Origin of the sequence: Plantactinospora sp. BB1, from assembly GCF_003030385.1 — a bacterium.
GTDB lineage: Bacteria > Actinomycetota > Actinomycetes > Mycobacteriales > Micromonosporaceae > Plantactinospora.
The window spans coordinates 220,474-246,683 of the sequence record NZ_CP028159.1 but is presented as its reverse complement, the minus strand read 5'-3'; the positions used below and the strand labels follow the sequence as shown (position 1 = coordinate 246,683).

Genomic DNA, 26,210 nt, shown 5'->3' with positions numbered 1-26,210 from the left:
CGATCCGTTGTGAACGTCATGCGATCAGTAGAGAGAGGATCCATCATGCGGCTATCCCGCATCATCGGCTCGGCCGTGGCGACGCTCGCCACGGTGGGCGCGTTCGCCATCGCGGGGTCGCCCGCACAGGCACAACCACTACCACAACCGCCGTACCCACCACAGGCACCGGCGTTGACGGTCAGCGACCCGACGGTCGAGGTGGGTGAGACCTTCACCGTCTTCGGCTCGGGCTTCGGCGGTAACGAACTCGTCCGACTCACCTTCACCCGTACCCCGCTGGCGCTCGGCGCCGAGGCGGCGGTGGTGGACACCGGCGGGGTCGGCGCGATGCTGCCGATCGCCCAGGCGCCGACGGTGTACCGGGATCCCACCACGATCACCGTCCGGGCCAACGTGACCGGGGAGTTCTCGGTCCGGGTCCGGTTCACCCGGACCGGCACCGTGACCATCACCGCGACCGGTCTCACCACCGGTCGGGTGGCGAGCACCACGGTCAGCATCGTGCAGGCGCAACCACCGCTGCCGGTCACCGGTAGCAGCACCGGGCCGCAGATCGCGCTCGGCACCATGTTGCTGATCGCCGGCGCGCTGCTGGTGCTGGTGGCGGTCGCGTGGCGGGCCAAGGGCCGCCGCCGGGGCCGCTCGCGGGAGCTGACCTCGGTCGGTTGACCATCGCGCGGGCGGTGCATGCCGACCCGCGGGTAGCAGGGGCGCCTGCCGGACGAGACACCTCGTCCGGCAGGCGCCCTCGTTCTCGTTCAGGCGCCTTTCTCCGGCGTTCTCGTTCAGGCGCCTTCTCCGGTCAGACGTCTTGTCTGGTCAGGTGCCTTCTCCGGTCAGACGTCTTGTCTGGTCAGGTGCCTTCTCCGGTCGGGCGTCTTGTCCGGTCGGGCGCCTTCTCCGGTCAGGGTGTCGAGCCGGCAGCCGGGGCCCTGCACCAGTCGCTGGAAGTCGGGGCACTGGAGGAAGTCCTCCACCGGGCAGTCGAGCGCGTGGTCGAGCAGGTCCCGGGAGGCGGTCGCGACGGCGATCCGGCGGTCCAGCTCGTCGCGGTGCCGCTGGAGCACGGCCCGGCGGGCCGCCGCGTCCTCCACGCCGAGCATCATCCGGAGCTGGTCGAGGCCGATGCCCACCTCGCGGCCGCGCATGATGATCGCCACCCGGGTGAGCTGGGCGCTGGTGTAGCGGCGGCGGCCGTTGACCCGCCGGTCCGGCTTGATCAGGCCGACCGACTCCCAGTGCCGCAGGACGTGGGTGGCCAGCCCGAACTGGGCGGCCAGCTCGCCGATGGTCAGCTCGGCGCCTTCGACCGGTACGGGGCTTGACTTCATGTTGACATTAACATGCAGAGTGGGCCCCATGGTCAAGCGAGAGAGCGCCCGCCGGGCCTGGGACAGGCGAGCGGCGGGCTACGACAGGGCGGGCGACCGGATGGAGCGGCTGACGATCGGGGACAGCCGCGAATGGATTTGCGCGCGGGCCCGGGGTCGGACCCTGGAGGTCGCCGTCGGCACCGGCCGCAACCTCTCCGGGTACGCCGAGGACGTCGAACTGGTCGGCGTCGACCTCAGCCCGAAGATGCTGGCGGCGGCCCGTCGCCGGGCCGGACTGCTGGGCCGGCGGGTCGAGTTGCGCGAGGGCGAGGCGGAGCGGTTGCCCTTTCCCGATGCCTCCTTCGACACCGTGGTCTGCACCCTGGCGGTCTGTGCCGTCGCCGACCGGGCCGCGGCTCTCGCCGAGATGCGTCGGGTACTCCGTCCGGGCGGCCGGCTGCTGCTGCTCGACCACGCGGAGCGGCGTTGGCTGCGTGGACGCCCCGCCGACCTCGCCGCGCGGCTCGGCTTCGTCACCGAGGCCCGGGACCGGCTCCGGCTCGGCCTGATCGAACGACTGGCTGCCCGGAAACCGGCCTGACGGGCAGGCGCGACGGTCGGCCGGCCTCGGGGGGCCGTGCAGGGCGGTCCCTTCCGGTCGCGCTTCGACGCCGTCCCGCCCGGAGTGCGGCGGGTCGGCCCGCAGCCCCCGGGGTCGGCGACCGGACGACGGTCGCCCCCCGATCCCTTGCGGCCCTCGTCCGGCACCTGCCCGCGTCGCGGCTCCGCCCGGCCCGCCGGTACCTCCGCCGGCCAGTCAACAACCTCGACCGCGGTCGAGGTCAACACGGCGCACCCGCACCGTCGGGGTGACCCGGTGTCAGGCAGCTCAGGCAGCTCAGGCAGCTCAGGCAGCTCAGGCAGCTCGGGCGGGTCGGGTGTGGCGGCCGGAACGGCGGCCGGTGCCGCTCAGGCCAGTGCGGCGCGGACCGCCGGTACCACCTCTTCGGCGAAGATCCGGGATTGCCGTTCCCGGTCACCGCTCGGCCAGAAGACGAAGGTGTTCAGCCGCTGCTCGGTGTGCAGCCGGGTCAGCGTCTCGACCCAGCGCCGGACCGGGCCGTGGAACGGGTCCCGGTCCTCCGGGCGGACGAGCCCCATCACGTTGTAGAGCCGGACGATCCGCCCCGGATCCCGGCCGGCCGACCGGGCGGCCTCGTCGATCAGGAGGTTGAGTTCGCCCACCCGCTTCGGCGGCACGTACGGCGCCGACACCGACCAGCCGTCGGCCTTCGCGCCGACCAGCCGGACCGCCTTCGGGCCGACCACACCCAGCCAGAGCCCGATCTCGTGCGCCGGCCGGGGCCCGGGGCGCAGCCCCTGCACGGTGTAGTGCCGGCCCGCGAACTCGTACGGCTCACCGGCCCAGGACGCCCGGATGACGTCGATCGCCTCGGCCAGGGCGGCCCGGGCGGTGCCTCGGTCGCGGCGCGGGCCGCCCATCCCGGCGATGGCGTCGGCGAAGCCGCCCGCGCCCAGCCCCAGTTCGAACCGCCCGCCACTGAGCACGTCGATGCTGGCCGCCTGCTTGGCGAGCATCGCGGGCGGGCGCAGCGGCAGGTTCGCCACGTTCGGAAAGAGGTGCACCCGATCGGTCCGGGCGGCCAGCCAGGTGAGCACGGCGAAGGTGTCGAAGAATCCGTCGTTGTACGGGTGGTCCTGGACACCGACGTACTCGATGCCGCTGTTGTCGGCGATCGCGGCGATCCGTTCGGCGATGGCCAGGCCACCGACGTTCGGGTCCACGTTGAGGCCGAATCTCACCGGCTGGTCCATACCGCCAGTCTGGCACCGGGGCGGCGCCCGCGCTCGGTCACTCGGGCCTGGTGCCCCGCCCGGCGGCGTAGGCTCGACCGGTGAGCATCACCGAGCCGATGCCGGGGGAGACCCTGCCGCCGGGCACGGGGGCGGGCGCGGACACCGAGCCGACCAACGTGCTGCTGCCCGGCCACGACGTGCCGCTGGGCCGCTACACGACGGTGCGTCGACTGTTGCCCCAGCGTCAGCTCCGCACCATCGGTGCCTGGTGCTTCGTCGACCACTTCGGTCCCGACGACGTGGCCAACCGGCCCGGCATGGGGATCGGGCCGCATCCGCACACCGGGTTGCAGACGGTGACCTGGCTGGTGCACGGCGAGATCCGGCACCTGGACAGCCTCGGCAACGACCAGCTCATCCGGCCGGGTCAGCTCAACGTGATGACCTCCGGCCACGGCATCGCGCACGCGGAGTACTCGCCACCGGAGCATCCGCCGACCCTGCACGGCCTGCAACTGTGGGTGGCGCTGCCCGACGCGGCCCGGTCCGGCCCGCCCGGCTTCGCGCACCACGCCGAGTTGCCGGTGCTGACCGAGCCGGACTACTCGGTGACCGTACTCGTCGGCGAGCTGGCCGGGGTCCGGTCACCGGCGGTGGTGCACTCGCCGCTGCTCGGTGCGCAGCTCTGGCTGCCCGACGGCGGTACGGCCCGGTTGCCGCTCACCGCCGGGTTCGAGTACGGCCTGCTGGTGATGTCCGGGGCGGCCGAGGTCGGCGAGGTGGCGCTCACCCCCGGCTCGCTGCTCTACCTCGGAGCCGGTCGGGCCGAGCTGGTGGTGCGGGCGAGCGGCCCGACCCGGCTGATGCTGCTCGGCGGCGAGCCCTTCGACGACGCGCTGGTGATGTGGTGGAACTTCGTCGGGCGCTCGCACGAGGAGATCGCCGAGGCCCGCGCGGACTGGGCGGCCGGCAGTCTCCGGTTCGGCCGGGTGCAGGGCGACGACTCGGAACCGCTGCCGGCTCCGCCGATGCCGACGACCCGGCTGAAGAGCCGCGACCGGCACGGCCGCACCGTCGGCTGAGGCCGGCACCGCACACCGGCCAGACCCGCACCCACCGCACACCGGCCGGACCCGGACGCGTCGCACGTCGGCCCGGAGCCGGCGCACCCGACCCTCGGTGCGGAAACCGGCGGCCCCGGCCAGCTTTGGCCCGACCCGTCGTGGGTAGTCGCCGGCATGGCGACCACTGCGACGACGAGCGTCGAGGACCGCAAGCGACTCGTCCGCCGGCTGGTGGCCCGCAGCCGGGGCTTCGCCGAGGAGTACGGCCTCCGGGTGACCAACAATCCGGCGAGCCTGTTCCAGGTGCTCTGCCTGGCGATCCTGCTGCGCCGCACCGGTGACGTGCGACGGGCGGTCGAGCCGGCCCGGGCGCTGCGGGACGCGGGCTGGGAGAGTCCGGCCCGGATGGCCCGGTCCCGCCCGGAGGCGCGGGCGGCGGTGCTCCGGGAGCACGGTCGGGGCGCCGACGCCGACCGGTTGGCCGGCACCCTGGGTGAACTGGCCGAGGTGCTCGTCGCGCGCTACCAGGGAGACCTGCGCCGGGTGCGGACCGCCGCCCGGCAGGTGCCGGCGCGGGAGCGCGCGTTGCTCGCCGAGTTGCCGGGAGTGGACGCCGAGGTGGTCGAGCTGTTTCTGCGCGAGGTGCAGGCGCTCTGGGCCGAGACGGCGCCGGTCGCGGACCGTCGGGCTCTCGCCGCCGCCCGCCGGCTCGGGCTCGGACGCTCGGCGGCCGACCTGGCCACGTTGGCCGGTGGCGGCGAGTCGGAGAGACTGGCCTGGTTGGTGGGTACCCTGGCCAGGATCGACCTGGAGGACAGATACCACGAAATCGCCCGTTGAGCAGCGAAAGAGCGTGCTTTCCCGCACAGTTTCCCGGATTCCTGACCGAACGGTCCATCCCGCATCATAGGATGGGTGGGCGGCGTCAGCCAGCCTGGTTCGGGCCGGCCGCCGCGGTCCGGTGAGCGTGTCCGGTTCGGACGTGTGACCTCACCGGGGTACTGGCGGACGTGGCGCCCGGGACACGCGTGCGAGCGCGGATGTGACGGGCGCCCCGTCCGGTACCCCAGCTCCACTCGGGACGGATGATCGGTCACTGGGCCAGTCCGGCGAGCAGGTTGATGGTCGCGGCGATGATGACCGCGCCGAACAGGTACGACAGCAGGGCGTGCCCGAGCACCGTGACCCGCATCGCCTTCGTGGTCAGGTCGGTGTCGGCGACCTGGAACGTCATCCCGATGGTGAACGAGAGGTACGCGAAGTCGGTGTACCGGGGCGGGTCGTCCTCGTGGAAGTCCACCCCACCGTCCTCGCCCGTGTAGTAGAGCCGGGCGTAGCGGGAGGTGAAGACGGTGTGCACCACCGTCCAGGAGAGCAGCACGCTGACGATGCCGAGTCCGATGTGCAGTTCCCGGTCGATGCCGCGCGCCTCGTGGTCGGTGGCGAGCAGGATGCCGATCGCCGACAGGCTCGCCAGTCCGGCCCCCAGCAGCACCGCGTCCCGTATCGGGCGGCTCGGGTCCTCCCGGACGGCCAGCTCGGCGGTCTGCCGCGAATCCCTGTACCACAGCACCCGCCAGGCCCACAGCAGATAGGTCGCCGCCGCCGCGTCCCAGCCGATCAGCGGCCCCATCAGCGGCGACAGCACGATGGTGGCCGGTATGCCGACGCAGACCCCGACCACCATGATGACGGCCATCTGGATCGAGGCCTTGGGCGGGTCGTACCAGGTGCCGCGCCGCATCCGCGGAACAGCGGGTCAGATCTGGCGCATGTGCCGGGCGACCCGCTGGTGCGTACGGTCGCGGGTCTTGGCGGCCAGCTCCGCCGGAGTGGCGTCCGGGGCCAGGTCCGTCTTGGCGGACCGGGCCACCTCCTCGGTGTTCTGGTAGTCCACCGGCGGCATCCCGCGCAGCGCCTGGAGCACCTCACGGGGCGCCCCCGCGCGTTCGGCCTCCCGGACGATGTCCTCCTTCGGCGCCGGAAAGTCCATCGACTCCAGGTACCGCAGTACGTCCGCGTTGGTCACCATGGGATCCCGCTCCTCGCCGGTTGGCTGGTTCACCGGCCGGCCGGATACCCGTTGCGGGCACCCTCACGCCTACCCGGAGGGAGGGATCACCGCGCAGCACCGGGGCCGACCGGGCACGCTCGGGTCGGCGGGCCTGCTCGACTGGCTGCACCGGGAGGAGGACGCCCGCGCCAGGTTCCGCCGGCGCGCCAGGTTCCCCCACTGCCGGCCGGGGACGTCAGCCGACGGCGCCGTCGGTACGCAGCCGGCGGATCCGGTCGGCGTCGAGGCCGAGTTCGCCGAGCAGTTCGTCGGTGTGCTCGCCGGGCTGCGGCGGTGGCCGCCGGATCGCCCCCGGGGTCCGGCTGAACCGGGGCGCCGGTGCCGGCTGCTCGGCTCCGGCGTGCACGACGAAGACGTCCCGGGCGGCGAGGTGCGGATGCCGGGGCGCCTCCGCCCAGTCGAGGACCGGCACCACGCAGGCGTCGGTCCGCTCCAGCAGCGCGGCCCACTCGTCCCGGGTACGGGTGCGGAAGAGCCGGGCCCACGCCTGGTGCAGCGCCGGCCAGTTCGCCGGATCGTCGCGGTCCAGCGCCTCGTCCGGCGGCAGCGGAAAGCCGGTCAGCCGGACCAGTTCGGCGTAGAACTGCGGCTCCACCGCGCCCACCGCCAGGTGCCGGCCGTCGGCACACTCGTAGGTGTCGTAGAACGGGGCGCCGCCGTCGAAGATGTTCACCCCGCGGTCGTCGCCCCACCGGCCCATCCGGCGCATCGAGTGGATCATCGTGGCCAGCAGTGACACCCCGTCGACCATGGCCGCGTCCACCACCTGTCCGGTGCCGCCGCCCCGGATGTCGAAGAGCGCGCAGACCACGCCGAGGGCGAGCAGCATCCCGCCGCCGCCGAAGTCGCCGACCAGGTTCATCGGCGGTACCGGACGCTCGCCGGCCCGGCCGATCCCGTGCAGTACGCCGGTCAGCGCCAGATAGTCGATGTCGTGCCCGGCGTACCGGGCATTCGGGCCGTCCTGCCCCCAGCCGGTCATCCGGCCGTAGACCAGTCGGGGGTTCACCGCCAGGCAGTCCTCCGGGCCCAGCCCGAGCCGCTCGGTGACGCCCGGCCGGAAGCCCTCGATCAGCACGTCGGCGCTGCGGACCAGGTCGAGCACCACCTGCCGGCCGGCCGGCGTCTTGAGGTCGACGGCGAGCGACCGGCGACCCCGGTTCAGCAGGTCGGGATGGGGGGTGCCGAACCGCTCCGGCCGGACCTCGGCCACCCGGTCCACCCGGACCACGTCGGCGCCGAGGTCGGCGAGGACCATCGCGGCGAAGGGCCCGGGGCCGATGCCGGCCAGTTCGACGATCCGGACGCCGGAGAGTGGGCCGGCGCCGGCCGGTCGGGGTGCGATCATCCGTGCACGATAGGACACCGCACCCCATCCCGGTCCAGACGTCGTCGGCGGCCAGGTCGCCGCCACCGGTTCCCGTGTCGGCCCGCCCGGTTGCCGCCGATCGGCCGGAACAGGGCTTATCGTCACGGGGTGGAGCGGCTCGGTCACTGGCGGCTGGTGGGTGCGCCCCGCCCAGGCCGGGCCGAACGGCTCGGTCGTCTCGTCGGCCTGCGGGTACTGCGCATCCCGGGCCTGCGCCGGGTACTGGTCGTCGCCGGCTCGACCGACCGGCTCCGGGACCTGCTGGCCCGGCCCGCCTCCCTGCACCCGACCAGGCGCGCGATCGTCGTCGTGGCGTACTGGCGGGCACCTCGGCGCGGCTGGTCGAGTGGCATCGGGCCGCTGGAGCACCTGCGCCGGCACCGGGTGGCGCTGCCCGGCCGGGGGCGGGGGACCGCCGTCGTCACCGTCCGGCTGTCCCGGCCGGCGCAACTGCGCGAGGTGCTGCGGGCCGCGTTGCCGGCGCTGGCGCCGGAGCGGCCGTTGCCGGCACCGGCCGGGCCGAACCTGACCAGCCAGGCGACGCTGCCGGCGTACCTGCCGGCGGGCGGGGCGGTGCTGCTCGGCGAGCTGGTCGGCAACCCCGACATCCGGTCTCACGACGTACTGCTGCGGGGGGCGGGCAGCGAAGACGAGGGTGCGGGCGTGCTGCCGTACGCGGTGTGCTGGCAGGCCAGCCGGCACGGGCTCCAGGCGCCGGGGGCCGCCCCGGCCGTACTGGTCGACGCGCGCCGGATCAACCCGCGTGGCCGTCGACCCGACTGCTACCAGCCCGACGCCCCCCGGGTACGCCTCGACTTCGCCGCGCAGAGCCGCCGGCCGGGCGCCGGGTCGTACCCGCTGGCCGGGCCCGGGCTGACCGCGCCGGTGCTCGCCACCCTGCGCCAGACCGCCGTGGTCGACTGCCCGCAGGTCCCCGACGCCGAGCCGGTGGCGGTGGCGGCGCTGCTGGTCCAGATCGCGATGACCGGTGCGGTGCTCGCCGTCCCGGCGCTGCCGGAGCGGGTCGCCGGGCTGATCGCGCCGGAGCTGCGGGCCCTGCTGACCGCCCCGGTGCCGCAGGCCGGGACGCTGGCCCTGGAGGCGCGCAGCGTCCGGCAGCGGCGGGCGGCGCTGCGCGGGCACGCCGGCGCGTTCGCCCTGCCCCGGCTCACCTCGGCGGTCTTCCCGCCGCTGCGCCCGGTGCCGTCGGTGAGCGCGATCCTGTCGACCCGGCGCCCCGAACGGCTGCCGGAGGCGGTCCGGATGCTGGTCGGGCAGACGTACCCGGAGCTGGAGATCGTGCTCTGCCTGCACGGCGTCGAGCTGCCGGAACCGGTCCGGGCCACGCTGGCCGACTCCGGCCGGCCGTACGAGATCGTCCGGGTGCCGGGGAGCGCCAGCTTCGGTGCGGCGCTCGGTGCCGCGACCGGGCGGGCCCGGGGCAGCCTGGTCAGCAAGTTCGACGACGACGACAGCTACGCCGCCGAACACGTCTGGGACCTGGTGCTGGCCCGGCACTACTCCGGGGCGACCCTGGTGGGCAAGGGATCGGAGTTCGTGCACCTGGAGACCCGGGGCGTGACGCTGCGCCGGCCCTCCGGCACCGCCGAGTCCGACTGCGAGGTGGTGGCCGGCGGCACGATCCTGATCGCCCGGGGAGACCTGGAGGCGGCCGGCGGCTGGCGGCCGGTGCCCCGGTCCGTCGACTTGGGACTGCTCGACCGGGTACGCCGGGACGGCGGCGGGATCTACCGGACCCACCCGCTCGGCTACGTCTACCACCGGCGGGCCACCGGGCACACCTGGGATCCGGGCCAGGACTACTTCCTCGACAGCGCCTCCGCATACTGGCCGGGGTTGCCCGCCGAGGTGCTGGGTGAGGTCGAGACTGCGCCGGGCCGGCCGGCCCCGGACCAGCGGACCGGATCGGCGACCGCCAGACCGGACCGGTCCTGACCACGCTCCCGCGCCGCCGCCGTTCCGGCCCGTACCGCTGTCTGCTGTGCCGCCGTTCGCTGTGCGGCTGTGCCGCCGCCGTTTCGCCGGGCCACCGCTCGGCCGGAAATGGCCGGTTGTAACCTGCGGTGCACCGGGAGGTGGTAGGACTAGCGGGTGGGCATCGTGTCACCAGGCTTCCAGGGCCGGCGTCGGCAGTCCGGGCCGAACCTGCCGCCGGGGCAGTACCTGACCGACGATTTTCCCGTGCTCTCCGCCGGCCCCACCCCCCGGGTGCCGACGACGGACTGGGAATTCGTCATCACCACCGAGACCGGCGCCGAGTTCCGGTGGAGTTGGGACGAGATGTGGGCGTTGCCCAACGAGACGCCGACGGTGGACATCCACTGCGTGACACACTGGTCGAAGCTCGGCACCAACTGGCAGGGCGTCTCCCTGGACACGCTGCTCGACGGCGTCGACACCGCGGCGGACTACGCGCTGGTGCACTCGTACGGCGGCTACACCACCAACCTGCCGCTGGACGACCTGCGCGACGGCCAGGCCTGGGTGGTGCACCAGTACGACGGTGCCGACCTGCCCGCCGAGCACGGTGGCCCGGCCCGGCTGCTGGTGCCGCACCTGTATTTCTGGAAGTCCGCGAAGTGGGTGCGCGGCATCCGCCTCGGCCTGACCGACGAGCCCGGTTTCTGGGAGACCGCCGGCTATCACGATTACGGTGACCCATGGCGCGAACAGCGGTACCAGGGAGACTGATGAAGCGGACCGGCTGGTGGGTCGCCCGGGTGGTCGACCGCCGGACCGAGACCGCCACCGCCGGCACGCTGGTGCTGGAGGTGCCGGACTGGCCGGGGCACCTGCCCGGCCAGCACGTCGACCTGCGGCTGACCGCCGAGGACGGCTACCAGGCGGCGCGCAGCTACTCGATCTCCGCGCCCGCCGACGGCGACCGGATCGAGGTCACCGTCCAGCGGGTACCGGAGGGCGAGGTCTCGCCGTACCTGCTCGACGGCCTCTCGGTCGGCGACCAGATCGAGGTTCGCGGCCCGGTCGGCGGCTACTTCGTCTGGCGGATGACCGACCCCTCGCCGGTGCTGCTGGTCGGCGGTGGCTCGGGCATCGCGCCGCTGATGGCGATGATCCGGGCGCGCCGCGAGGCCAACAGCCGGGTACCGTTCCGGTTGATCTATTCGGTCCGCTCCGAGCAGGACGTCTACTTCGCCGACGAGCTGCGGCGGCGTGCCCGGGACGACCGGGGACTCGACGTCGCCTACGTCTACACCCGCGAGGTGCCGGAAGGACTCTCCGCCGAGGCGCACCGGATCGCCGTCGCGGACGTCAACACCCATGGCTGGCCGGCACAGCTCGAACCGGTCAACTTCGTCTGCGGTCCGACCGGCTTCGTCGAGGCGGTCTCCGACATCCTGGTCGCGCTCGGGCACGAACCCCGGCGGATCAAGACCGAACGGTTCGGGCCGACCGGCTGACTCCGAGGACCCTGGAGGCGAGATGACCGAGCAGCTCCGACCAGACCCGGGGCGGATGGACTACCTGGACGGCAACATGCTGGCCGGGCCGATGCGGGACGTCTTCGCGGTGGACGTGACCACGGCGACCGGCCGGTGCGCCTCCTGCGGCCGGACCGGCCCGATGGCGGCGCTGCGGGTCTACACCAACGCGCCCGGGGTGGTCGCCCGCTGCCCGGCCTGCGAGGAGGTCATGCTCCGGCTGGTGCGTACCCCGAGCAGCGCCTGGCTGGACCTGCGTGGCACCACCTTCCTGCAGATTCCGATGCCGGCCGAACCGGCCAGGATGCCCGGCCCGACCGCGACGTAGCCGACGTCCGCCCGGCCGAGCACGATGTCGCCGGTCTCCGGGCATCCGGGCGCGGCGCGGCCGGACCGCAGCGACGATCCGGGCGCGGGGCGGTGGAACCGGCAGCGACGATCCGGGCACGGGGCGGTCGGACCGGCAGCGGCAATCCGGGTGCGGATTGGCCGGACCGCAGCGGCAATCCGGGTGCGGTGACGATCATCGGCTGGCACACTCGGCGGGTGCCTCCCGCCGATGATCCCGCCAGCGTCCGCTACGCCCGGATGCGCTGGAACACGCCGCTGTCGGAGGAGCACGCCGAGCTGTTGCTGAGCCGGCTCGACGTCCCGGCCGGCGGGTCCGCGCTCGACCTCGGCTGCGGCTGGGGCGAACTGCTGCTGCGGGCCGTGGCCGGCGGCGAGGCGGCGCTCGGCACCGGCGTGGACACCGACGCAGCCGCCCTGGAGCGGGGCCGCCGGGCGGCGCGGGAGCGGGGGCTTGCGCAGGTCGACTTCGTAGCTCAGCCGGCCGCCACCTGGCGCCGACCGGCCGACCGGGTGCTCTGCCTCGGCTCGGCACACGCCTTCGGCGGGACGGCCGCCGCGCTGGCCGCCCTCGCCGACCTGGTCCGACCCGGTGGCCGGCTGCTCTTCGGCGACGGCTTCTGGGAACGGGCGCCCTCGCCGGAAGCGGTCGAGATCTTCGGCGCCGACGTGCTCAGCCTGCCCAATCTGGTGGAGCTGATCCGGGGTGCCGGTTGGCGGGTACTGCACCTCTCCACCACGGACCAGCGGGAGTGGGACGACTTCGAGAGCACCTGGCGGGCCGGCCGCGAGGAGTGGCTGCGGGCGTACCCGGACGATCCCCGGGCCGCTGGCGTACGCGACGAGCTCGACGCCCGGCTGCGGGAGTACGTCGGTGTCTATCGTGGACTGTTGGGACTCGGGTACTTCGTGCTCGGCCGGTGACCGCGGCAGGTCCGACCGCTACACTGGGGCGAACGGTTTCCCGTCGATGGCCCGTGTGCGCCGAGAAGCACACCTCGAATGATCGACATCTTCTGCGGCGGAGCCGCCGTCCGCCGATGAGTCCGGCGATCCGGGTCCGTCCCCGCCGTGAACTGGCCGCCGCCCGCCGTCGCCGGGCACACCGCTGCTGGGGGCACCTCGTCGCGGCACCCCTGTGGCCGATGCACCACGCCAACCTCGGCACGCTGCTGCGTACCTGCGACGCGGTCGGCGCCTGTCTGGCCGTACCGCCGTGGCGGTGGGTCGACGAGGCGCTGGCGCGCGGGAACACGCTGCGCCGGCCGAGTTGCGTACACCGGGTCGGCGATCCCGTGCGCTGGCTGGCGGCGGAGCGCGCGGCGGGTTCCCGGGTGCTCGGCGTCGAGTTGACCGACGAGGCGGTCCGGCTCGCCGACCTGCCGGTTGCCCGGCGCCGTACCGTCGTGGTGCTCGGGCACGAGTCGAGGGGTATCCCGCCGGAGGTGCTGGACAGCCTCGACGCGGCGGTCGAGATCCCGATGGTCGGCACCGGGCTGAGCCTGAACGTCGCGGTGGCCGGCTCGCTGGTCCTCTACAAGCTCGCCGGCCTGGTCTGACCGTCGGCCGGCGGCCCGGCCGGACGCGATCTCCGCCGGGCCGCTGCCACCGGCCACCAGCGGCGTCCACTCTTTGGGCGTCCACTCTTTGGGCGTCCACTCTTTGGGCGTCCGCTCGTCCGGGCGTCCGCTCTCCGGGTTTCCCGCTCTCTCAGGTTTCCCGCTCTCTCGGGCGTCCGTTATCGCCGGCCTCCGGACCGGGGGTCGACGACGTCGTCGCCGAAGGCGGCGGCGAGCGCTTTGGCGATCAGGTCGGGTAGCTGGCTCCGGCCGTCGTCCTTCGCCCAGCGCACCAGCGCGGTGTGCATGGCGGCGAGACAGGCGCTGGCCGCTGCCTGGGTGTGGAACGCCGTCTCCGGGTCGGCGGCGGGGTCCGTGAGCGCGTCGACGATGGCCTGCTGGAGGGCGTACTGGTTGTCCAGGTGCCTGGCCCGCAAGGCCGGCGTCGAGGTCATCAGCTGGAGGCGGGCGAGCAGGAACTGCTCGTTCCCGCTCAGGTCGTCTCCGTGGCGGCCGGCCGTCAACGACGTCGCCGCGTCGATCAGCGCGCTGCCGATGCGGCGAGCCAGCGGCTGCGCGGCGGGAGACGCCACGATCCGTTCGGCGATGAGCTGGCCGTACTGGTCGACCAGGACCAGGTCCTCCTTGGTGGGGAAGTGCCGGTACACGGTCATCGCGGAGACGCCGGCGGCTTCGGCGACGTCGGCGACGGTGGTGGCGTCGTACCCGCGCTCGGTGAACAGCCGTACCGCGTGCGCCTGGATGGTCCGCTGCGTTTCCGCTCGCCGCTGCGCTCGCAGCCTTGAGGAGTGCGCTCGCGGCGAGGAGTGCGCTCGCGGCGTTGAGGACTCGTCGGGCATGTGGTAGACACTACCGCACTGGTAGTCACTAACAGTTCGGTAGTAACTAACATTGGAGGGTGCTCGCCATGAATGACCTGACCGGTAGGACCGCCCTGGTGACCGGGGCGTCGCGCGGCATCGGACGAGCCATCGCCCTCCGGCTGGCGGCCAGGGGTGCCATGGTCGTCGTGCACTTCGGCACGGACCGGGAGGGCGCGGCGGCGACCGTCGACGAGATCGGACGTACCGGTGGAACCGCCCTCGCCGTCCGCGCGGAGCTGGGCGTCGACGACGACGTCGAGACGCTCTTCGCAGGGGTCGAAGCCGGCCTGGCCGGCCGGCCGCTCGACATCCTGGTCAACAACGCGGCGGCTCCGCCCGCAGGTCCGCTCGGGGTCACGACGCGGACCGGGTTCGACCACCTCTTCGCGGTGAACGTGCGGGCGCCGTACTTCATCGTCCAGCGCGCACTGCCGCTGCTGCCCGACGGTGGCCGCATCATCACGATCTCGTCCGTGGCGACCCGGATGGCCAACCCCACCCAGACCTCCTTCGCCATGACGAAGGGCGCGGTCGAGACGATGAGCATGACCCTGGCCAACCAGCTCGGGACCCGAGGGATCACGGTCAACGCGGTCGCCCCGGGCGCCACCCGGACGGCGACCAACGGGTCGGCCTTCGAGGCGCCGGGTCTGACCGAACTCGTCGCCGGGATGACGGCGCTCGACCGGCTGGGCGGGGCCGACGACGTCGCCGAGGTGGTCGCGTTCCTCGCCTCCGACGCCGCGCGCTGGATCACCGGCCAGGTCGTCGACGCCAGTGGCGGCCTGTTCCTCGGACCGCGCGCCCTGAGCGCGGCCGCCGGCGGGAACTCATAGCCCGGCAGACCCCGTAGCGGGGCGGGACCGTAGCGGGGGCAGAACTCGTAGCTCGGCAGAATCCGTGGTGGGGTGGAATCCGTAGCGGGGCAGGTAGCGGGGAGGGCCGGTAGCGGCGCGGACCCATAACGGTCGGAGGTCCGCCCTAGACTGCGGCGCCATGATGCTGCGAGTCGTGTCGCGGGCCGGTGCCTGATGTCCACTGTGGAGCACGAGACGGTGATGTCGGTGCCGCTGTCGCCGCACGCGGCCGGGTTGCTGCGCCGGATGACCGACCCCGACCGGGAGGCGGGGCAGGCCGCCCGGCAGCAGCCGGCGGAGCTGGCCCGGGTCGGCGACCGGGAGTTCGGGGTACTGGTGGTGGCCGCCCGCAACCTGCCGGGCCCGGTGAACGGGGTCCAGCATCCCGGCTGGGCGGTGCGCTGGGCGGTGGAGGAGGCGCTTCGGAAGCGGCAGCCGACGTTCACTCCGGAGTCGTGCGCGGCACTGCTGGCGACGCTCGGGGAACGGGCCGCAGCCGAGCCGTACGCCGCCGATCCGAGGCTCGCCACCGCTGCCCTGCTCCGCTGCGACGGCCCGTGGCCGGAGTCCGCGAGGCGCTCCGCCGGTGCCATCGCCCGGGGCGTGCTCGGGTACGGCCGGGTCGCCGAGCCCTACGCGGTCGCCGCGCTCGCCGGGCTGGCCGGTGGGCTCACCCGGCCGGTGCTCTCCACACTCTTCGCCTGGTCGCGCCACTCGTTCGCCCGCGACGAGTTCGAGCTGCTGGCGAAGCTCGGGACGACCGCCCAACTCCTGGTCGCCGAGGTCGGGCCGAACCAGTCCTACCTCTGCCCGCCGCAGCTTCCCGACGCGTGGCAGCGACTCGCCGCCATCGACGAGTACGCCGCCTTCGCCCGGCGGGCGCTCGGCGCCGCGTACGCCCGGGTGGCGGCGATCCAGGCCGGCGAGCTGCCGTACGCGGCCGATCGGGCGTTCGGCAGGGACGAGGTCGAGACGCTCGGCCGGGCCGTCCGGATCGCGCTGCTCCGCGACGAGCCGTGGCTGCCGGAACTGCTCCGCCCGTTGCTGCTCGGCGTCGCGGTCGCCCCGACCAGCGCCAACACCCTGCCGTCGCAGGCGCTGCTCTACGAGGTGGCCCGGGCCGCCGGCGACTTCCCCACCCCGGAGGCGCTGGCGGCGCTGATCGCCGCCCGCGGAGTGGTCCGGCACCGGGGCGTGCCGAAGCAGCTCGACCGGATGCTCAAGCGGGTCGAGCGCGGGCTCGCGGAGCGATCCGATGCCGTGCTGCGCCTGCCCGACCTCGGCTTCGATGCCGACGGCGGATGTGTCGTCCCGGTCGGTGACCACCAGGCCGTGCTGACCGCGTCGGAGGAGGTGCTGCTGCGCTGGCGTCGCGCCGACGGCACGCTCTCGGCGACCGTGCCGGCGTCGGTCCGACGTGACCATCCGGAGCGGCTCAAGGAGCTGCGTGCCCGGGTCAAGCAGGCCAGGGAGCAGCTCACGGCGTTGGCCCGGATCCTGGAGGCGGGGCTGCCGGCGGCCTCGGCGCAGCCGTACCGGCAGTGGCGGGAGGGGTTGGCGGGCAACGGGCTCGGCTGGTCGGTGGCCAAGCGGCTGATCTGGGAGTTTCCGGACGCGTCCGGGCGGTGGCGGGCCGGGCTGCCGGACGACGACTGGCGGACGGGGGATCCGGACGGGTCCGGCGGGCTGTTCCGGGACGTCGCGGGCGCGCCGCTGCCTCCGCCCGATCCGGACGCGCCGATCCGGTTGTGGCATCCGGTCCGGGCCGGGGTCGAGGAGGTCCGGGCCTGGCGGGAGCTGATGACCGCGCGACGGTTGCGGCAGCCGCTGCGGCAGGCGTTCCGCGAGGTGTACCTGCTGACTCCGGCCGAGGAGGAGACCGCTGACCACTCGCTGCGTTTCGCGGCGCACATCGTGCACTACCGGCAGCTCTACGCGCTGCTGAAGGGGCGGGGCTGGACGATCGGGATGCTCGGACCGTGGGACGGCGGGGACAGCGCGCAGGCGTACCGGGTGCTGGCCGGCGGAACGTGGCGGGTCGGGCTGCACACCGACTACCTCGGCGAGGAGGGGGTGGAGTGTGCCGGTACCGGCCGGGTGTGGTTCGAGCGGACGAGCGCGGGTGCCTGGCGGTCGAGCCCGCTGACCGAGGTGCCGGCGGAGCTGTTCAGCGAGGCGATGCGCGACGTGGACCTCTTCGTCGCGGTCGCCTCGATCGCCGCCGACCCGTACTGGACGGACGGGCACACGCGGTACCTCGACTACTGGCGGCACGAGAGCAGGCGGGAACTGGGCAGCAGCGCCCGGATCCGCCGCGAGGCGCTGGCCGGGATCCTGCCCCGGACGCGGATCGCCGACCGGTGCACACTCACCGACCGCTATCTCGTGGTCCGGGGCGAACTGCGGACATACAAGATCCATCTGGGCAGCGCGAACATCCTGATGGAGCCGGACGACTCCTACCTCTGCATCGTGCCGGAGCGCAGGAAGACGTCCGGTGACCTCTTCCTGCCCTTCGAGGAGGACCGCCTCGGGCTGATCCTCAGCAAGGCGTTCCTGCTCGCCGACGACGCCCGGATCACCGACCCGTCGATCCTGGCGCAGCTGCGCCCCCGGTGACGATCCGGACGTCGCCCGGCGGGCGCTACTCGCGGGAGGTGAAGGTGCCGAGGAAGTCGTGCGGTGCCGGGCTGCCGGTGTTGTCGAAGCAGAGCGTGTCGACCTCGGCGGCCGGGGCGGCGGAGAGCTTCCAGGGTTGGGTCAGGTGACAGTAGTTGGCGCCGGAGCCGTAACCGGTCACCTGGGCGTGCGTCTCCTTCTCGGTCAGGAACGGATAGGTCACCAGGTAACGGCCGGCCGGGGCGAGCGGGGCGGACGAGTTGAACCCGAACCCGCCGGCCGGGTGGTTCCAGTTGGTCTGGCCCGCACCGGCGGAGAAGAAGTAGCCGGTGTACTTCGGCGGCCCGAACGAGCCGTAGACGGCCCGCTCACGGTGGTACGACAGGGTGAACTCGCTGTTCACCGGCGCGCCGGTCTGGTCGAAGCAGCTGACGTACCCGATGATGTCGAGGCCGCTGGCGCCCCAGCGCGCGACCTTGCAGCGGCGCGGCCCCGCGTTCGGTTGCACCGCCGTCACCTGGAGGTCGCCGGCGAGCGTGCCCGCCACCCCCACCCCGCCCAGCCGGACCTGGTAGAACCCGACCCCACCCGGTACGACGCCGACCCCGCCGCCGGCCGAGTTGTACGCCTGCACGATCGCCGCCGGTCCCCACTGGAGCCAGGCGTGACTGCCCTCGACCGTCGGCACCAACCCCGAGCTGTACGTCCAGAGCACCGTGAACCGGGTGTCGTCCCGTTCCCCGCCCGGCTTGTGGCACTGCACGTCGACGATCTCGTCCGCCCCCGACTGTCCCCAGCGGACGATCTCGCAGTAGTGCCCGGTCCGGTTCACCGGCGTGACGTGTACGTTGCCGCGTGAGCCGGCGCCGATCTGCGGAAACCTGATCAGGTAGCGGCCGGGCGCCTGCCGCATCCCCTCGGCGAAGAGCCCGGGGAAGGCCGTCTTCCAGCTACCCCACTGCCGGGTCGGGTCGAGCACCGTCCAGGTGGCCGGCAGGCCCGGAGTGTCGACGTAGGCGAAGCCGAACCGGTCGGCGGCAGCGGCTCGGCCCGGCGCGGGCGGGCCGAGGACGGTGGCCGCCAGCGCGGCGACCAGGGCAGTGCCGAGGATGCGGGGACGGAGTCGCATCTGGCCTCCAATCGGGATGGTTCGATGTGTGCTCCGGAGTGTGCGATTCGGGCCGTCCGTCCGCTGTCGGTTCCCCGGCAGTCGCGGCGCGGCAGCGCCTAATCCCATCTGCGGGCGTAGCCGGAATATGCAGCGGTATCCGGAAGGCGACGGAGGGGGCGGTGATGCGCGCCGGATCCGGAACGCGGCGGGAGGGGCGGTGGTGCGTGCCGGTTGCTGTTGCCCCGGGGTCACTTCGGTTGCCTGGTGGTGATGTCGATGGCGCGCCGCATCGTGGTACCGAGGCACGCGACACGCCTCCGCAAATCCGCTTGTCGTCGTGCTGGCCCGTGTCTACCGTGCGGTGATGCTTCCCGGACTGCTGACGATCACGTTCGATGCGCACGACCCGGCTCGGCTGGCGCAGTTCTGGGCCGACATGCTCGGCCGCGAGATCGTGAAGGACGCCGACGGCGTGGGGCTACCCGGCCCGGACGGGCAGCTTGGTCTCCGGTTCGTCCCGAGCCGGGCGGAGAAGGTGGGGCTGAACCGCGTGCACCTCCACCTGACCAGCGTCAGCCAGGACGATCAGCAGCACACGGTGGCGAGAGCGTTGCAGCTCGGTGCCGGCCACCTCGACGTCGGGCAGCGACCCGAGGAGGGGCACATAGTCCTCGCCGACCCCGAAGGCAACGAGTTCTGCGTGATCGAACCGGACAACGCGTTCCTCGCCGGGTGCGGCTTTCTCGGTGAGCTGGCCTGCGACGGGACCCGCGAGGTCGGCCTCTTCTGGAGCGAGGCGCTGGGCTGGCCGCTGGTCTGGGACCAGGACCAGGAGACCGCGATCCAGTCCCCGCACGGCGGCACCAAGGTCGCGTGGGGAGGGCCGCCGGTGGCCCCGATAAAGGGGCGGAATCGGCAGCGCTTCGTCCTTACCCCGGCCGACGGCGACCAGCAGTCGGAGGTCGATCGATTGGTCTCTCTCGGGGCCACTCGGTTGGAGAGCGGCGCGGACGGCGCCGTCGTGCTGGCCGACCCGGACGGCAACGAGTTCTGCGTGACGGCCACCTGACCACAGAGCCGTCTGTTCGCCGAGAAGATCATCACCGTCCGCTGCCGCGCATCCTCATGCGCGGCCCACTCGCCCACTCAGTCGAGGCAGAACTCGTTGCCCTCGACGTCCTGCATCACGAGGCACGATTCGTTGTCGTCATCGGCGGGCAGTAGTCGCACACGTACCGCGCCGAGCGCGACCAGCCGCGCGCATTCGGCCTCAAGTACGGCCAGCCGCTCCGCGCCGACGAGTCCGGTACCGACCCGCACGTCGAGATGCACCCGATTCTTGACGATCTTGCCTTCCGGGACGCGCTGGAAGTACAGGCGCGGGCCCACACCCGACGGGTCGACGCAGGCGAAGGCCGAACCCTGACGCTCGGGCGGCAGCGACCGGTTGAAGTCATCCCAGGTAGCGAACCCCTCCGGGGGCGGCGGTACGACGTACCCCAACACCTCGCACCAGAACCGGGCGACACGCTCGGGTTCTGCGCAGTCGAAGGTGACCTGGACCTGCTTGACCGACGCCATCGGGCCAGCATAGAGGCGGGGTCTTCGGTCGTCCCCAGAGACCCTGTGGGGGCCAGCGGGAGAGCGGAGGTCACGGGTGGGGATGGTTGGTGATGCCGTCCAGGACGGTGACCAGGTTGTGGTGGAAGGTTTCCTCGGCGTCGAGGTGGGCGCCGTCGACGACGAGCCGCTCGACGGTGGGGTAGCGGCCCGTTCCGAGCATGCGTGTCAGGTAGGGCCCGAGTGCGGCCTGCCAGGCGGTGACGTCGGTGCCGGTGGAGCGGGCGGTGCGTCGCTCGGTGACCTCTCTGCGGAGCGCTCCGACGATGAAGGCGTTGAGCGCGCCCAGGGCCCGTTGAAGGTCGTCGATGTCGCGTACGCCGGGGGCCTGGCTGAGCGCCGCCGCGGTCGATTCGCCTACCGCGAGCGCGTGTGGTCCCATGTGTGGCCGTCCGCCGAGCAGGTCGGCGAACCACTCATGATCGAGGGCGGCTTCGCGGGTCCGGTGAGCGATGGCGAGTAGCGTTGCGCGCCACTCGGAGTGCTGGCCGGCCTCGGCGATCTGGGCATAGACGGCGTCGACCATCAGGTCGAGCAGCTCGGATCTGTTGGTCACGTAGTCGTAGAGCCGCATCGGGCCGACGCCGAGTTCTTTGGCGATCTTGCGTACCGACAAGCCGTCGAGGCCGTGTGCGTCGGCGAGCCGGATCGCGGTGGCGGCGATCTTTGCCCGGCTCAGCGGCACGGGCGCCGCCCTCGGTTGGGGCTCGGGCCGTTCCCAGACGGGCAGCGGTAGGTTACCGTACGGCGTATCCATGAGGTACAGCGTACGGTAAGGGAGATGACGATGCGAATCGCGATCGCCGGTGGTGGCCTCGGCGGCCTGACGCTGGCCCGAATCCTCCACCGGCACGGCATCGACGCGGTGGTGTACGAACGCGAGGCAGGCCGATCCGCGCGATCCCAGGGCGGAATGCTCGACCTGCACCCGGAGTCCGGGCAACAGGCCCTGACCGAGGCGGGTCTCACCGACCGGTTCCGCTCAGAGGCGCGGCCGGAGGGCGAGGAGCATCGCATCCTCGACCCGGCCGGACGCACCCTCGTGCACCACAAGCCACAACCCGGTTCGTTCTCCGGACGTCCTGAGATCGATCGGCGAAGACTGCGTGATCTTCTGCTCGACTCGCTCCCGGCCGACGCGGTTGCCTGGCAGCACCGGCTCGTCGCGGCGACGCGACGGCCCGACGGGGGCTTCGGGTTGACCTTCGACGGCGGCCAGAGAGCCGACTGCGACATCCTCGTCGGCGCGGACGGCGCACGCTCGGTCGTCCGGTCGCTGCTGACCGACGCGGGACTGTCCTACGTGGCCACCCTGGTGGAGCTGAGCATCGACGACGCCGACCGGCGTCACCCGGAGCTCGCCGAGCTGGTCGGCCCCGGAAACCTGTGGTGCGTCGGCGTGAATCAGATCCTCGCCGCGCAACACCTCGGCGATGGCACCATCCGCGTCGGGGTCTCCCTGCGCGCGGAAGAGGTCGACCTGGACACATATCGCAGCAAGCGGGCCCTGCTGGACATCTTCGCAGGCTGGGACCCGAGCCTCACCGCACTCATCGAAGCCGGCGACGGCGCGCCGACACCTCGCCGGATCGAAGCGATGCCGATCGGTACCCGATGGGCCAACCAGCCGGGAATCACCCTCATCGGTGACGCCGCGCACCTCATGCCGCCGGTCGGCGAGGGGGCCAATCAGGCGATGCTCGACGCCGCCGAACTCGCTGCGGGACTCGCCGCCAACCCCGCCGACCCGGACTCGGCGATCCGGACCTACGAAGCGGCGATGTTCCGCAGGATTCACCCGATCGCGGAGATGTCCGCGCGGGTCCAGGCGATGATGCTGTCGCCAACCGCGGCCGACGACATCGTCCGGTTCTTCGCGCCACAATCCGCCGAGCCGGCACCCGCGGATCGATGACGAGGGACCGCGCGGGGTCCCCGATCGACGGCACGACGGTGCGTTGCGGTGCCGCGCCCATTGACATCAAGTGAGGTTGAGGTTCGACGATCGTGTGATGGCGGGATTCGACAGGCCGACACCCGGAGTCGCGATCGTCGGCACGGGGGCCATCGGTCGTGCGGTGGCGCATCGACTACTGGCAGGCGGGCGCGACGTCACGGTCTGGAACCGGACCGAAAGTCGCGCCAGGGAACTGGTGGACGCGGGGGCACTGCCAGCGCGGTCCGTCCGGGAGGCGGTGTCGTCGAGCACCCTGGTCCTGCTGACCGTCAAGGACCACGCAGCGGCGGAGCAGTGCCTTGCCCAGCTCGACCCGGACCTGTCGGGGCGGACGATCGTCGGGATGTACACGGGTACCCCCAGCGAAGCCCGGCTGGCCGCCCAGCGGGTCGCCAGCCTCGGCGCGCAGTACCTCGACGCGGGGATCCAAGCCTCGCCAGAGATGATCGGCACCGATGCCGCGACCATCCTCTACAGCGGAGCGCCGCAGGCGTTCGAGCAGCACCGGACGACTCTCGAACTGCTGAGCCAGCCACGGTTCGTCGGTACGGCGCCGGAGGCGGCAGCGGTCTGGGACCTCGCCCTCTTCGGAGTGTGGTACGACGCCCAGCTCGGGCTGCTGCGGGCGCTCGAAACGGCACGCGCGGCAGGTGTCGACCTGGTGGAGTTCTCCCGCACCGCGAGTACCCAGCTCGGCCACGTGGTCGCGGCGGTTTCCGCCACCGTCTCGGAGATGCAGCAGCGCAGCTACCCTGCCGGCCCGGCAGATCTCACCGAACATCTGACGGTCCTCCGGCACCTCATCGAGCTGCGGGCCGGTCGACGTCTCGGCGACGGCGGACTGCCGGAGGTGGTGGCGAGGATCGAAGCGCTCATCGCCGCCGGTCGCGGTGGCGAGGGTCTGACCGCGACCGTCGAGTAGCGTACGGGCGATCCACACCCGCTCCGGCGATTCCCGCCGGCAAGGGCTGGCTTTGCCCACCGGTCAGTTTGCCTATCGGTCAGATTGCCCATCGGTAAGGCTGTCGTGCCGCCGGGTCGACGCGTTGATCCCGCGCCTTAGCGTGGCAGGGTGGCAGCACCCCGGGCGGTACCGCCGGCGGCGATGAGTCGCCGGCTGACGTTCCTGCTCGCGGTCGCGGCGGGAGCGGCCATCGCCAACCTCTACTGGGCGCAGCCGCTGCTCGACTTCATCGCAGGCGATCTCGGTGCCACCACCACGAGCGCCGGCTGGCTCGTCACCGCCACCCAGATCGGGTACGCCGTCGGCGTGCTGCTGCTGGTGCCGCTCGGTGACGTCGTCGACCGCCGCCGGTTCGTCCCGATGATGCTGCTGATGTCGGCCGCCGCGCTGCTGCTGTGCGCGCTGGCACCGTCGATCGGGCTGCTCCTCCTCGCACTAGGCGTGCTCGGCGTGACGACGATCTCCGGGCAGGTCCTCACACCGCTCGCCGGGGGCCTTGCCGGGGACGCCGAACGCGGCCGGGTCGTCGGTGCCGTCGGGTCCGGAACCCTTACCGGCATCCTGGCCTCCCGCACCATCAGCGGGTTCGTCGCCGGCACCGCCGGATGGCGTACGATCTTCGCCCTCGCCGCGGTCGCCGCCGTCCTGCTCGCGGTCCTGCTGTACCGGGCGATCCCACCAATGGCACCCCGGACGCGCATGTCGTACCCGGCGCTGATCGCGTCGGTCGGCGCGGTGGTCATGCGCGAGCGGGCGGCCCGATGGACGCTGGTCCTCGCGGCCACCGGGTTCGCCGTCTTCTCGCTGTTCTGGACGGGGCTGACGTTCCTGCTCAGCGGTCCGCCGTTCCGGTACCCGGTGCAGGTGATCGGGTTGTTCGGTCTCGCCGGCCTCGCCGGTGTCCTCGTCGTCCAGCATGCCGGTCGGCTGCACGACCGTGGTTGGTCGCTTCCGGCCACCGGCGCGGCATGGGTACTGGCCCTCGGCGCCTTCGTCTGCGCGGCGTTCGCCGGCCGATCCGTCGTACTCGTCGTCATCGTGATCATCGTGATCGATATCGCCCTCCAGGGGCAGGCCCTCCTCAACCGAGCGCGGCTGTTCGCCCTCTCCCACGAGGCCCGCAGCCGGCTCAACACGGCGCTGGGCACCGGCAACTTCGTCGGTGGTGCGGTCGGCTCCGCCACCGCGGCAGCGCTCTGGTCCGTGGGCGGCTGGAGAGCGGTCACGATCGCGGGGGCGGCGCTCTGTTGCTGCGCGCTCACGGTGTGGGCGCTGGGACGTCGCGGTCCGCTCGTGATCCGGGCCGCCGTTCCCCCGAACAGCCCTCCGGAAACCTTCGGCAACCGCGCGACATCCGGGCATGGTGCCCGATTCGCGCCGGATCCGGACCCGCGATGACCGCTCGTACGCGGTCCGCGCGTCCGCTTCCCGTTCCGTGGTACCGCCCCGGCGACGGATCGTGGCACCGCCGGATGGCGGCCTGGGGGCGTGGCGGGGAAGATCGAGGTCATGGCGAAGAGAGCCGCCGGGTGGGCGTGGTCGAAGGTCAGCCCGATTCACGGCGCTGCTCGCGGGGACGTCGCTCCGTGCTCCGGCCAGATCTACTCCTACCGGTACCGCTGCTACCCGCCCACCGACCGCTTCTACGAGCGCTGTGTCGGGCTGGCATGGTGCTCGAACTGCCGTGAGTACTCGGGGGGCATGGTCTTCGTACCGCGCGACGAACGCCTACCGGACCTGCTCGCCGAACTGCCCACGCCCGAGCGCGAGCGGCTGGTTCGCAGCGAGGCGAAGCTGCTCGACCACCTTGATCGCCTCGTCCGCCGAGGGACCTGGCCGGGACGGCCGGGAGCCCAACCGTAGTCGCCGGATCAACCAGCCCTGCGCGCCCACCCGGCGGTGATCGACCGAGCGCGGCGACGACCGTGGCGCAGCGCGCGGAGCGACAGGGGCCCTACCGTGCGCCCGGGTGCCGGCGGAGGCGGAGTTGCCGCGAGGCGGCACTCCTGCGCTACCGGGCTGCCGGCCCGTCCTCCGGACCGGGATACTCGGCGTGTACGTCGCCGCCGAACAACTGCCAGTAGAAGTCGTTCATGCGTGCCGCTGCCGGAGCGTGTCGGGCGAGGATCCCGGCCACGCTCGCGGGCACGTCCGGCGGGATGTCACCGTCGGCGCATCGGCGTACGTACTCGTTGCGGGCGACGGGGCCGCCGCTGGCCGGCATCGGCACCCCGCAGACCCTGGTGACGAGCCAGTTCACCAGCGTCATCGCCGCGTACCCGGCGTCGTGGTCGGCGTGCCGGGCGACGAAGTCGCGTTCGGCGTCGGAGAGGTCGAACCTCGGCGAGATCGCCAGCCCGAAGTCGACGAGGTGGATCCGCTCGCCGTCGGAACGCAGGTTGCCGAAGTGGCCGTCCATGTGCAACAGCTCGCGATCCCGCAGGAACGCGGTGACCTCGGCGAGCTGCCGCTCGATCGTCCCGGCTCTGCCGATTGGGTCGTCGTTGAGCCAGCCGGGCAGCGGGTGCGGGATGTGTTCGAGGAACAGTACGAGGCTGGAGGTCGCGTCGGCCAACTCCCCGAGCCGAGTACGCACGGCCGCGGCGCCGCCGACCCGGCCGAGTACCGCGTCGACGTCGAGGTGCTCGGCGGCGGTCGGCGGGCGGCCGGGGAGCACCCGCCAGTGGTACAGCAGCGGAAACGATTCGACCTCGCCGGCCAGGACCGCCTCGGTGACGACCAGGTTGGCGGCCAACTCGCGCCAGACGTTGGGGCTGGGCCCGCCGATGCCGTACTGGCAGTAGGTCGGCAGGTCGAAGAGGTTCGCCGTACTGTGCGGACGGGCCAGCTCCCGGTCGGTGATCGGGATCCGCTTGACGAAGACCGGCACGCCGTCGACGTCGAGGATGACGGCGCCGCCGCCCACGCCCACGGAGACGAGGGGCGCGGTGTCGAGCAGCGCCGCGAGTTCCGCGTCGGGACGGGCGGCGAGCGCGACCGAGACGCGATCGTGGTGGAAACCTCGGACGGCCAGCATCGCGCCCATCATGCCAGCGGGCGGTGGCCGCGGCAGCGGCCACGCCCGCAGCGCAAGGGAAATAACGACTTGACAGTCCAGATAGTCTGATCCTCCGTACTTTCGGCGGACCGTGAGTTGCGAGGGGGCCCTGCCCGCTCAAGACTCAG

The 26,210-nt window shown here is 72.7% G+C and carries 27 protein-coding genes; 17 read left to right on the top strand and 10 right to left on the bottom strand.

Annotation, left to right across the window (positions count from 1 at the left end; genetic code table 11):
* Window positions 1-45: 45 nt before the first annotated feature.
* Entirely contained in the window at window positions 46-672 is a 627-nt protein-coding gene (locus tag C6W10_RS01010) for a hypothetical protein (protein ID WP_159104404.1), read from the top strand.
* A 167-nt stretch (window positions 673-839) separates the two neighbouring features.
* Here the strand turns inward: C6W10_RS01010 and C6W10_RS01005 are convergent, their stop codons facing one another.
* A complete protein-coding gene (locus C6W10_RS01005; RefSeq protein WP_107255923.1) occupies window positions 840-1,334 on the bottom strand; it encodes a MerR family transcriptional regulator in 495 nt (164 codons plus the stop codon).
* Window positions 1,335-1,362: 28 nt separating this feature from the next.
* Between C6W10_RS01005 and C6W10_RS01000 the strand changes: the two genes are divergently transcribed.
* Entirely contained in the window at window positions 1,363-1,917 is a 555-nt protein-coding gene (locus tag C6W10_RS01000; RefSeq protein ID WP_107255922.1) for a class I SAM-dependent methyltransferase, read from the top strand.
* Window positions 1,918-2,285: 368 nt separating this feature from the next.
* On the opposite strand, the gene C6W10_RS00995 is transcribed toward C6W10_RS01000, so the two are convergent.
* Window positions 2,286-3,152 (bottom strand): LLM class flavin-dependent oxidoreductase, encoded by an 867-nt coding sequence (locus C6W10_RS00995; RefSeq protein WP_107255921.1) that lies wholly within the window; start codon window positions 3,150-3,152, stop codon window positions 2,286-2,288.
* 80 nt (window positions 3,153-3,232) lie between these two features.
* Here C6W10_RS00995 and C6W10_RS00990 point away from each other — a divergent pair, with 80 nt between their 5' ends.
* On the top strand, window positions 3,233-4,216 hold the full coding sequence (locus C6W10_RS00990) for a pirin family protein (RefSeq protein ID WP_107255920.1): 984 nt from the start codon (window positions 3,233-3,235) through the stop codon (window positions 4,214-4,216).
* Window positions 4,217-4,372: 156 nt separating this feature from the next.
* Window positions 4,373-5,038, top strand: a complete 666-nt coding sequence (locus tag C6W10_RS00985; RefSeq protein WP_107255919.1) for a hypothetical protein — start codon at window positions 4,373-4,375, stop codon at window positions 5,036-5,038.
* Between the two features lie 253 nt (window positions 5,039-5,291).
* On the opposite strand, the gene C6W10_RS00980 is transcribed toward C6W10_RS00985, so the two are convergent.
* The 3 genes from C6W10_RS00980 to C6W10_RS00970 form a co-directional block, all read right to left on the bottom strand.
* Window positions 5,292-5,942: a DUF1345 domain-containing protein gene (locus C6W10_RS00980; RefSeq protein WP_107255918.1), complete on the bottom strand. Its 651-nt coding sequence runs from the start codon at window positions 5,940-5,942 to the stop codon at window positions 5,292-5,294.
* A gap of 15 nt (window positions 5,943-5,957) precedes the next feature.
* Entirely contained in the window at window positions 5,958-6,263 is a 306-nt protein-coding gene (locus C6W10_RS00975; protein ID WP_234359318.1) for a DUF2795 domain-containing protein, read from the bottom strand.
* A gap of 184 nt (window positions 6,264-6,447) precedes the next feature.
* Window positions 6,448-7,620: a CaiB/BaiF CoA-transferase family protein gene (locus C6W10_RS00970; RefSeq protein ID WP_107263547.1), complete on the bottom strand. Its 1,173-nt coding sequence runs from the start codon at window positions 7,618-7,620 to the stop codon at window positions 6,448-6,450.
* Between the two features lie 129 nt (window positions 7,621-7,749).
* Here C6W10_RS00970 and C6W10_RS00965 point away from each other — a divergent pair, with 129 nt between their 5' ends.
* The 6 genes from C6W10_RS00965 to C6W10_RS00940 all read left to right on the top strand — a co-directional run bounded on the left by C6W10_RS00965 (window position 7,750) and on the right by C6W10_RS00940 (window position 13,012).
* Window positions 7,750-9,597, top strand: coding sequence for a glycosyltransferase (locus tag C6W10_RS00965; protein WP_107255916.1), 1,848 nt, complete (start codon window positions 7,750-7,752; stop codon window positions 9,595-9,597).
* Window positions 9,598-9,762: 165 nt separating this feature from the next.
* A complete protein-coding gene (locus C6W10_RS00960; protein WP_199853240.1) occupies window positions 9,763-10,353 on the top strand; it encodes a molybdopterin-dependent oxidoreductase in 591 nt (196 codons plus the stop codon).
* Window positions 10,353-11,084: a ferredoxin reductase gene (locus C6W10_RS00955; protein ID WP_199853824.1), complete on the top strand. Its 732-nt coding sequence runs from the start codon at window positions 10,353-10,355 to the stop codon at window positions 11,082-11,084. The genes C6W10_RS00960 and C6W10_RS00955 overlap by 1 nt, the downstream gene beginning before the upstream one ends.
* A 22-nt stretch (window positions 11,085-11,106) precedes the next feature.
* The gene (locus C6W10_RS00950) at window positions 11,107-11,433 is read left to right on the top strand and encodes a DUF6510 family protein (RefSeq protein ID WP_369931281.1); all 327 of its coding nucleotides are present in this window, start codon (window positions 11,107-11,109) and stop codon (window positions 11,431-11,433) included.
* Window positions 11,434-11,651: 218 nt separating this feature from the next.
* The gene (locus C6W10_RS00945; RefSeq protein ID WP_234361557.1) at window positions 11,652-12,377 is read left to right on the top strand and encodes a cyclopropane-fatty-acyl-phospholipid synthase family protein; all 726 of its coding nucleotides are present in this window, start codon (window positions 11,652-11,654) and stop codon (window positions 12,375-12,377) included.
* 116 nt (window positions 12,378-12,493) lie between these two features.
* The gene (locus C6W10_RS00940; protein ID WP_107255913.1) at window positions 12,494-13,012 is read left to right on the top strand and encodes a TrmH family RNA methyltransferase; all 519 of its coding nucleotides are present in this window, start codon (window positions 12,494-12,496) and stop codon (window positions 13,010-13,012) included.
* Between the two features lie 179 nt (window positions 13,013-13,191).
* Here C6W10_RS00940 and C6W10_RS00935 read toward each other — a convergent pair whose 3' ends face one another.
* Window positions 13,192-13,872: a TetR/AcrR family transcriptional regulator gene (locus tag C6W10_RS00935; RefSeq protein WP_107255912.1), complete on the bottom strand. Its 681-nt coding sequence runs from the start codon at window positions 13,870-13,872 to the stop codon at window positions 13,192-13,194.
* Between the two features lie 68 nt (window positions 13,873-13,940).
* Here C6W10_RS00935 and C6W10_RS00930 point away from each other — a divergent pair, with 68 nt between their 5' ends.
* Entirely contained in the window at window positions 13,941-14,732 is a 792-nt protein-coding gene (locus tag C6W10_RS00930) for an SDR family NAD(P)-dependent oxidoreductase (RefSeq protein WP_107263544.1), read from the top strand.
* A gap of 195 nt (window positions 14,733-14,927) precedes the next feature.
* Window positions 14,928-17,372: a DUF4132 domain-containing protein gene (locus C6W10_RS00925; protein WP_159104403.1), complete on the top strand. Its 2,445-nt coding sequence runs from the start codon at window positions 14,928-14,930 to the stop codon at window positions 17,370-17,372.
* 25 nt (window positions 17,373-17,397) lie between these two features.
* Here the strand turns inward: C6W10_RS00925 and C6W10_RS00920 are convergent, their stop codons facing one another.
* On the bottom strand, window positions 17,398-18,501 hold the full coding sequence (locus C6W10_RS00920) for a hypothetical protein (protein WP_107255910.1): 1,104 nt from the start codon (window positions 18,499-18,501) through the stop codon (window positions 17,398-17,400).
* Window positions 18,502-18,847: 346 nt separating this feature from the next.
* On the opposite strand from C6W10_RS00920, the gene C6W10_RS00915 reads away from it, so the two are divergent.
* Entirely contained in the window at window positions 18,848-19,552 is a 705-nt protein-coding gene (locus tag C6W10_RS00915; RefSeq protein WP_107263543.1) for a VOC family protein, read from the top strand.
* A 77-nt stretch (window positions 19,553-19,629) separates the two neighbouring features.
* Here the strand turns inward: C6W10_RS00915 and C6W10_RS00910 are convergent, their stop codons facing one another.
* Window positions 19,630-20,064 carry a VOC family protein gene (locus C6W10_RS00910; RefSeq protein WP_107255909.1) on the bottom strand — a complete coding sequence of 145 codons (435 nt, stop codon included), beginning with the start codon at window positions 20,062-20,064 and terminating at the stop codon, window positions 19,630-19,632.
* Window positions 20,065-20,134: 70 nt separating this feature from the next.
* Window positions 20,135-20,860 (bottom strand): TetR/AcrR family transcriptional regulator, encoded by a 726-nt coding sequence (locus C6W10_RS00905; RefSeq protein ID WP_234361556.1) that lies wholly within the window; start codon window positions 20,858-20,860, stop codon window positions 20,135-20,137.
* Between the two features lie 24 nt (window positions 20,861-20,884).
* Here C6W10_RS00905 and C6W10_RS00900 point away from each other — a divergent pair, with 24 nt between their 5' ends.
* The 4 genes from C6W10_RS00900 to C6W10_RS00885 all read left to right on the top strand — a co-directional run bounded on the left by C6W10_RS00900 (window position 20,885) and on the right by C6W10_RS00885 (window position 24,887).
* A complete protein-coding gene (locus C6W10_RS00900) occupies window positions 20,885-22,018 on the top strand; it encodes an NAD(P)/FAD-dependent oxidoreductase (protein ID WP_234361555.1) in 1,134 nt (377 codons plus the stop codon).
* Window positions 22,019-22,115: 97 nt separating this feature from the next.
* Window positions 22,116-22,982: an NAD(P)-dependent oxidoreductase gene (locus C6W10_RS00895; RefSeq protein ID WP_107255907.1), complete on the top strand. Its 867-nt coding sequence runs from the start codon at window positions 22,116-22,118 to the stop codon at window positions 22,980-22,982.
* 150 nt (window positions 22,983-23,132) lie between these two features.
* Window positions 23,133-24,422: an MFS transporter gene (locus C6W10_RS00890; RefSeq protein ID WP_234361554.1), complete on the top strand. Its 1,290-nt coding sequence runs from the start codon at window positions 23,133-23,135 to the stop codon at window positions 24,420-24,422.
* 111 nt (window positions 24,423-24,533) lie between these two features.
* Window positions 24,534-24,887 (top strand): hypothetical protein, encoded by a 354-nt coding sequence (locus tag C6W10_RS00885; protein ID WP_159104401.1) that lies wholly within the window; start codon window positions 24,534-24,536, stop codon window positions 24,885-24,887.
* 148 nt (window positions 24,888-25,035) lie between these two features.
* Here C6W10_RS00885 and C6W10_RS00880 read toward each other — a convergent pair whose 3' ends face one another.
* Complete coding sequence (locus C6W10_RS00880) at window positions 25,036-26,061, bottom strand: serine/threonine protein phosphatase (RefSeq protein ID WP_107263540.1); 1,026 nt, start codon at window positions 26,059-26,061, stop codon at window positions 25,036-25,038.
* Window positions 26,062-26,210: the final 149 nt, after the last annotated feature.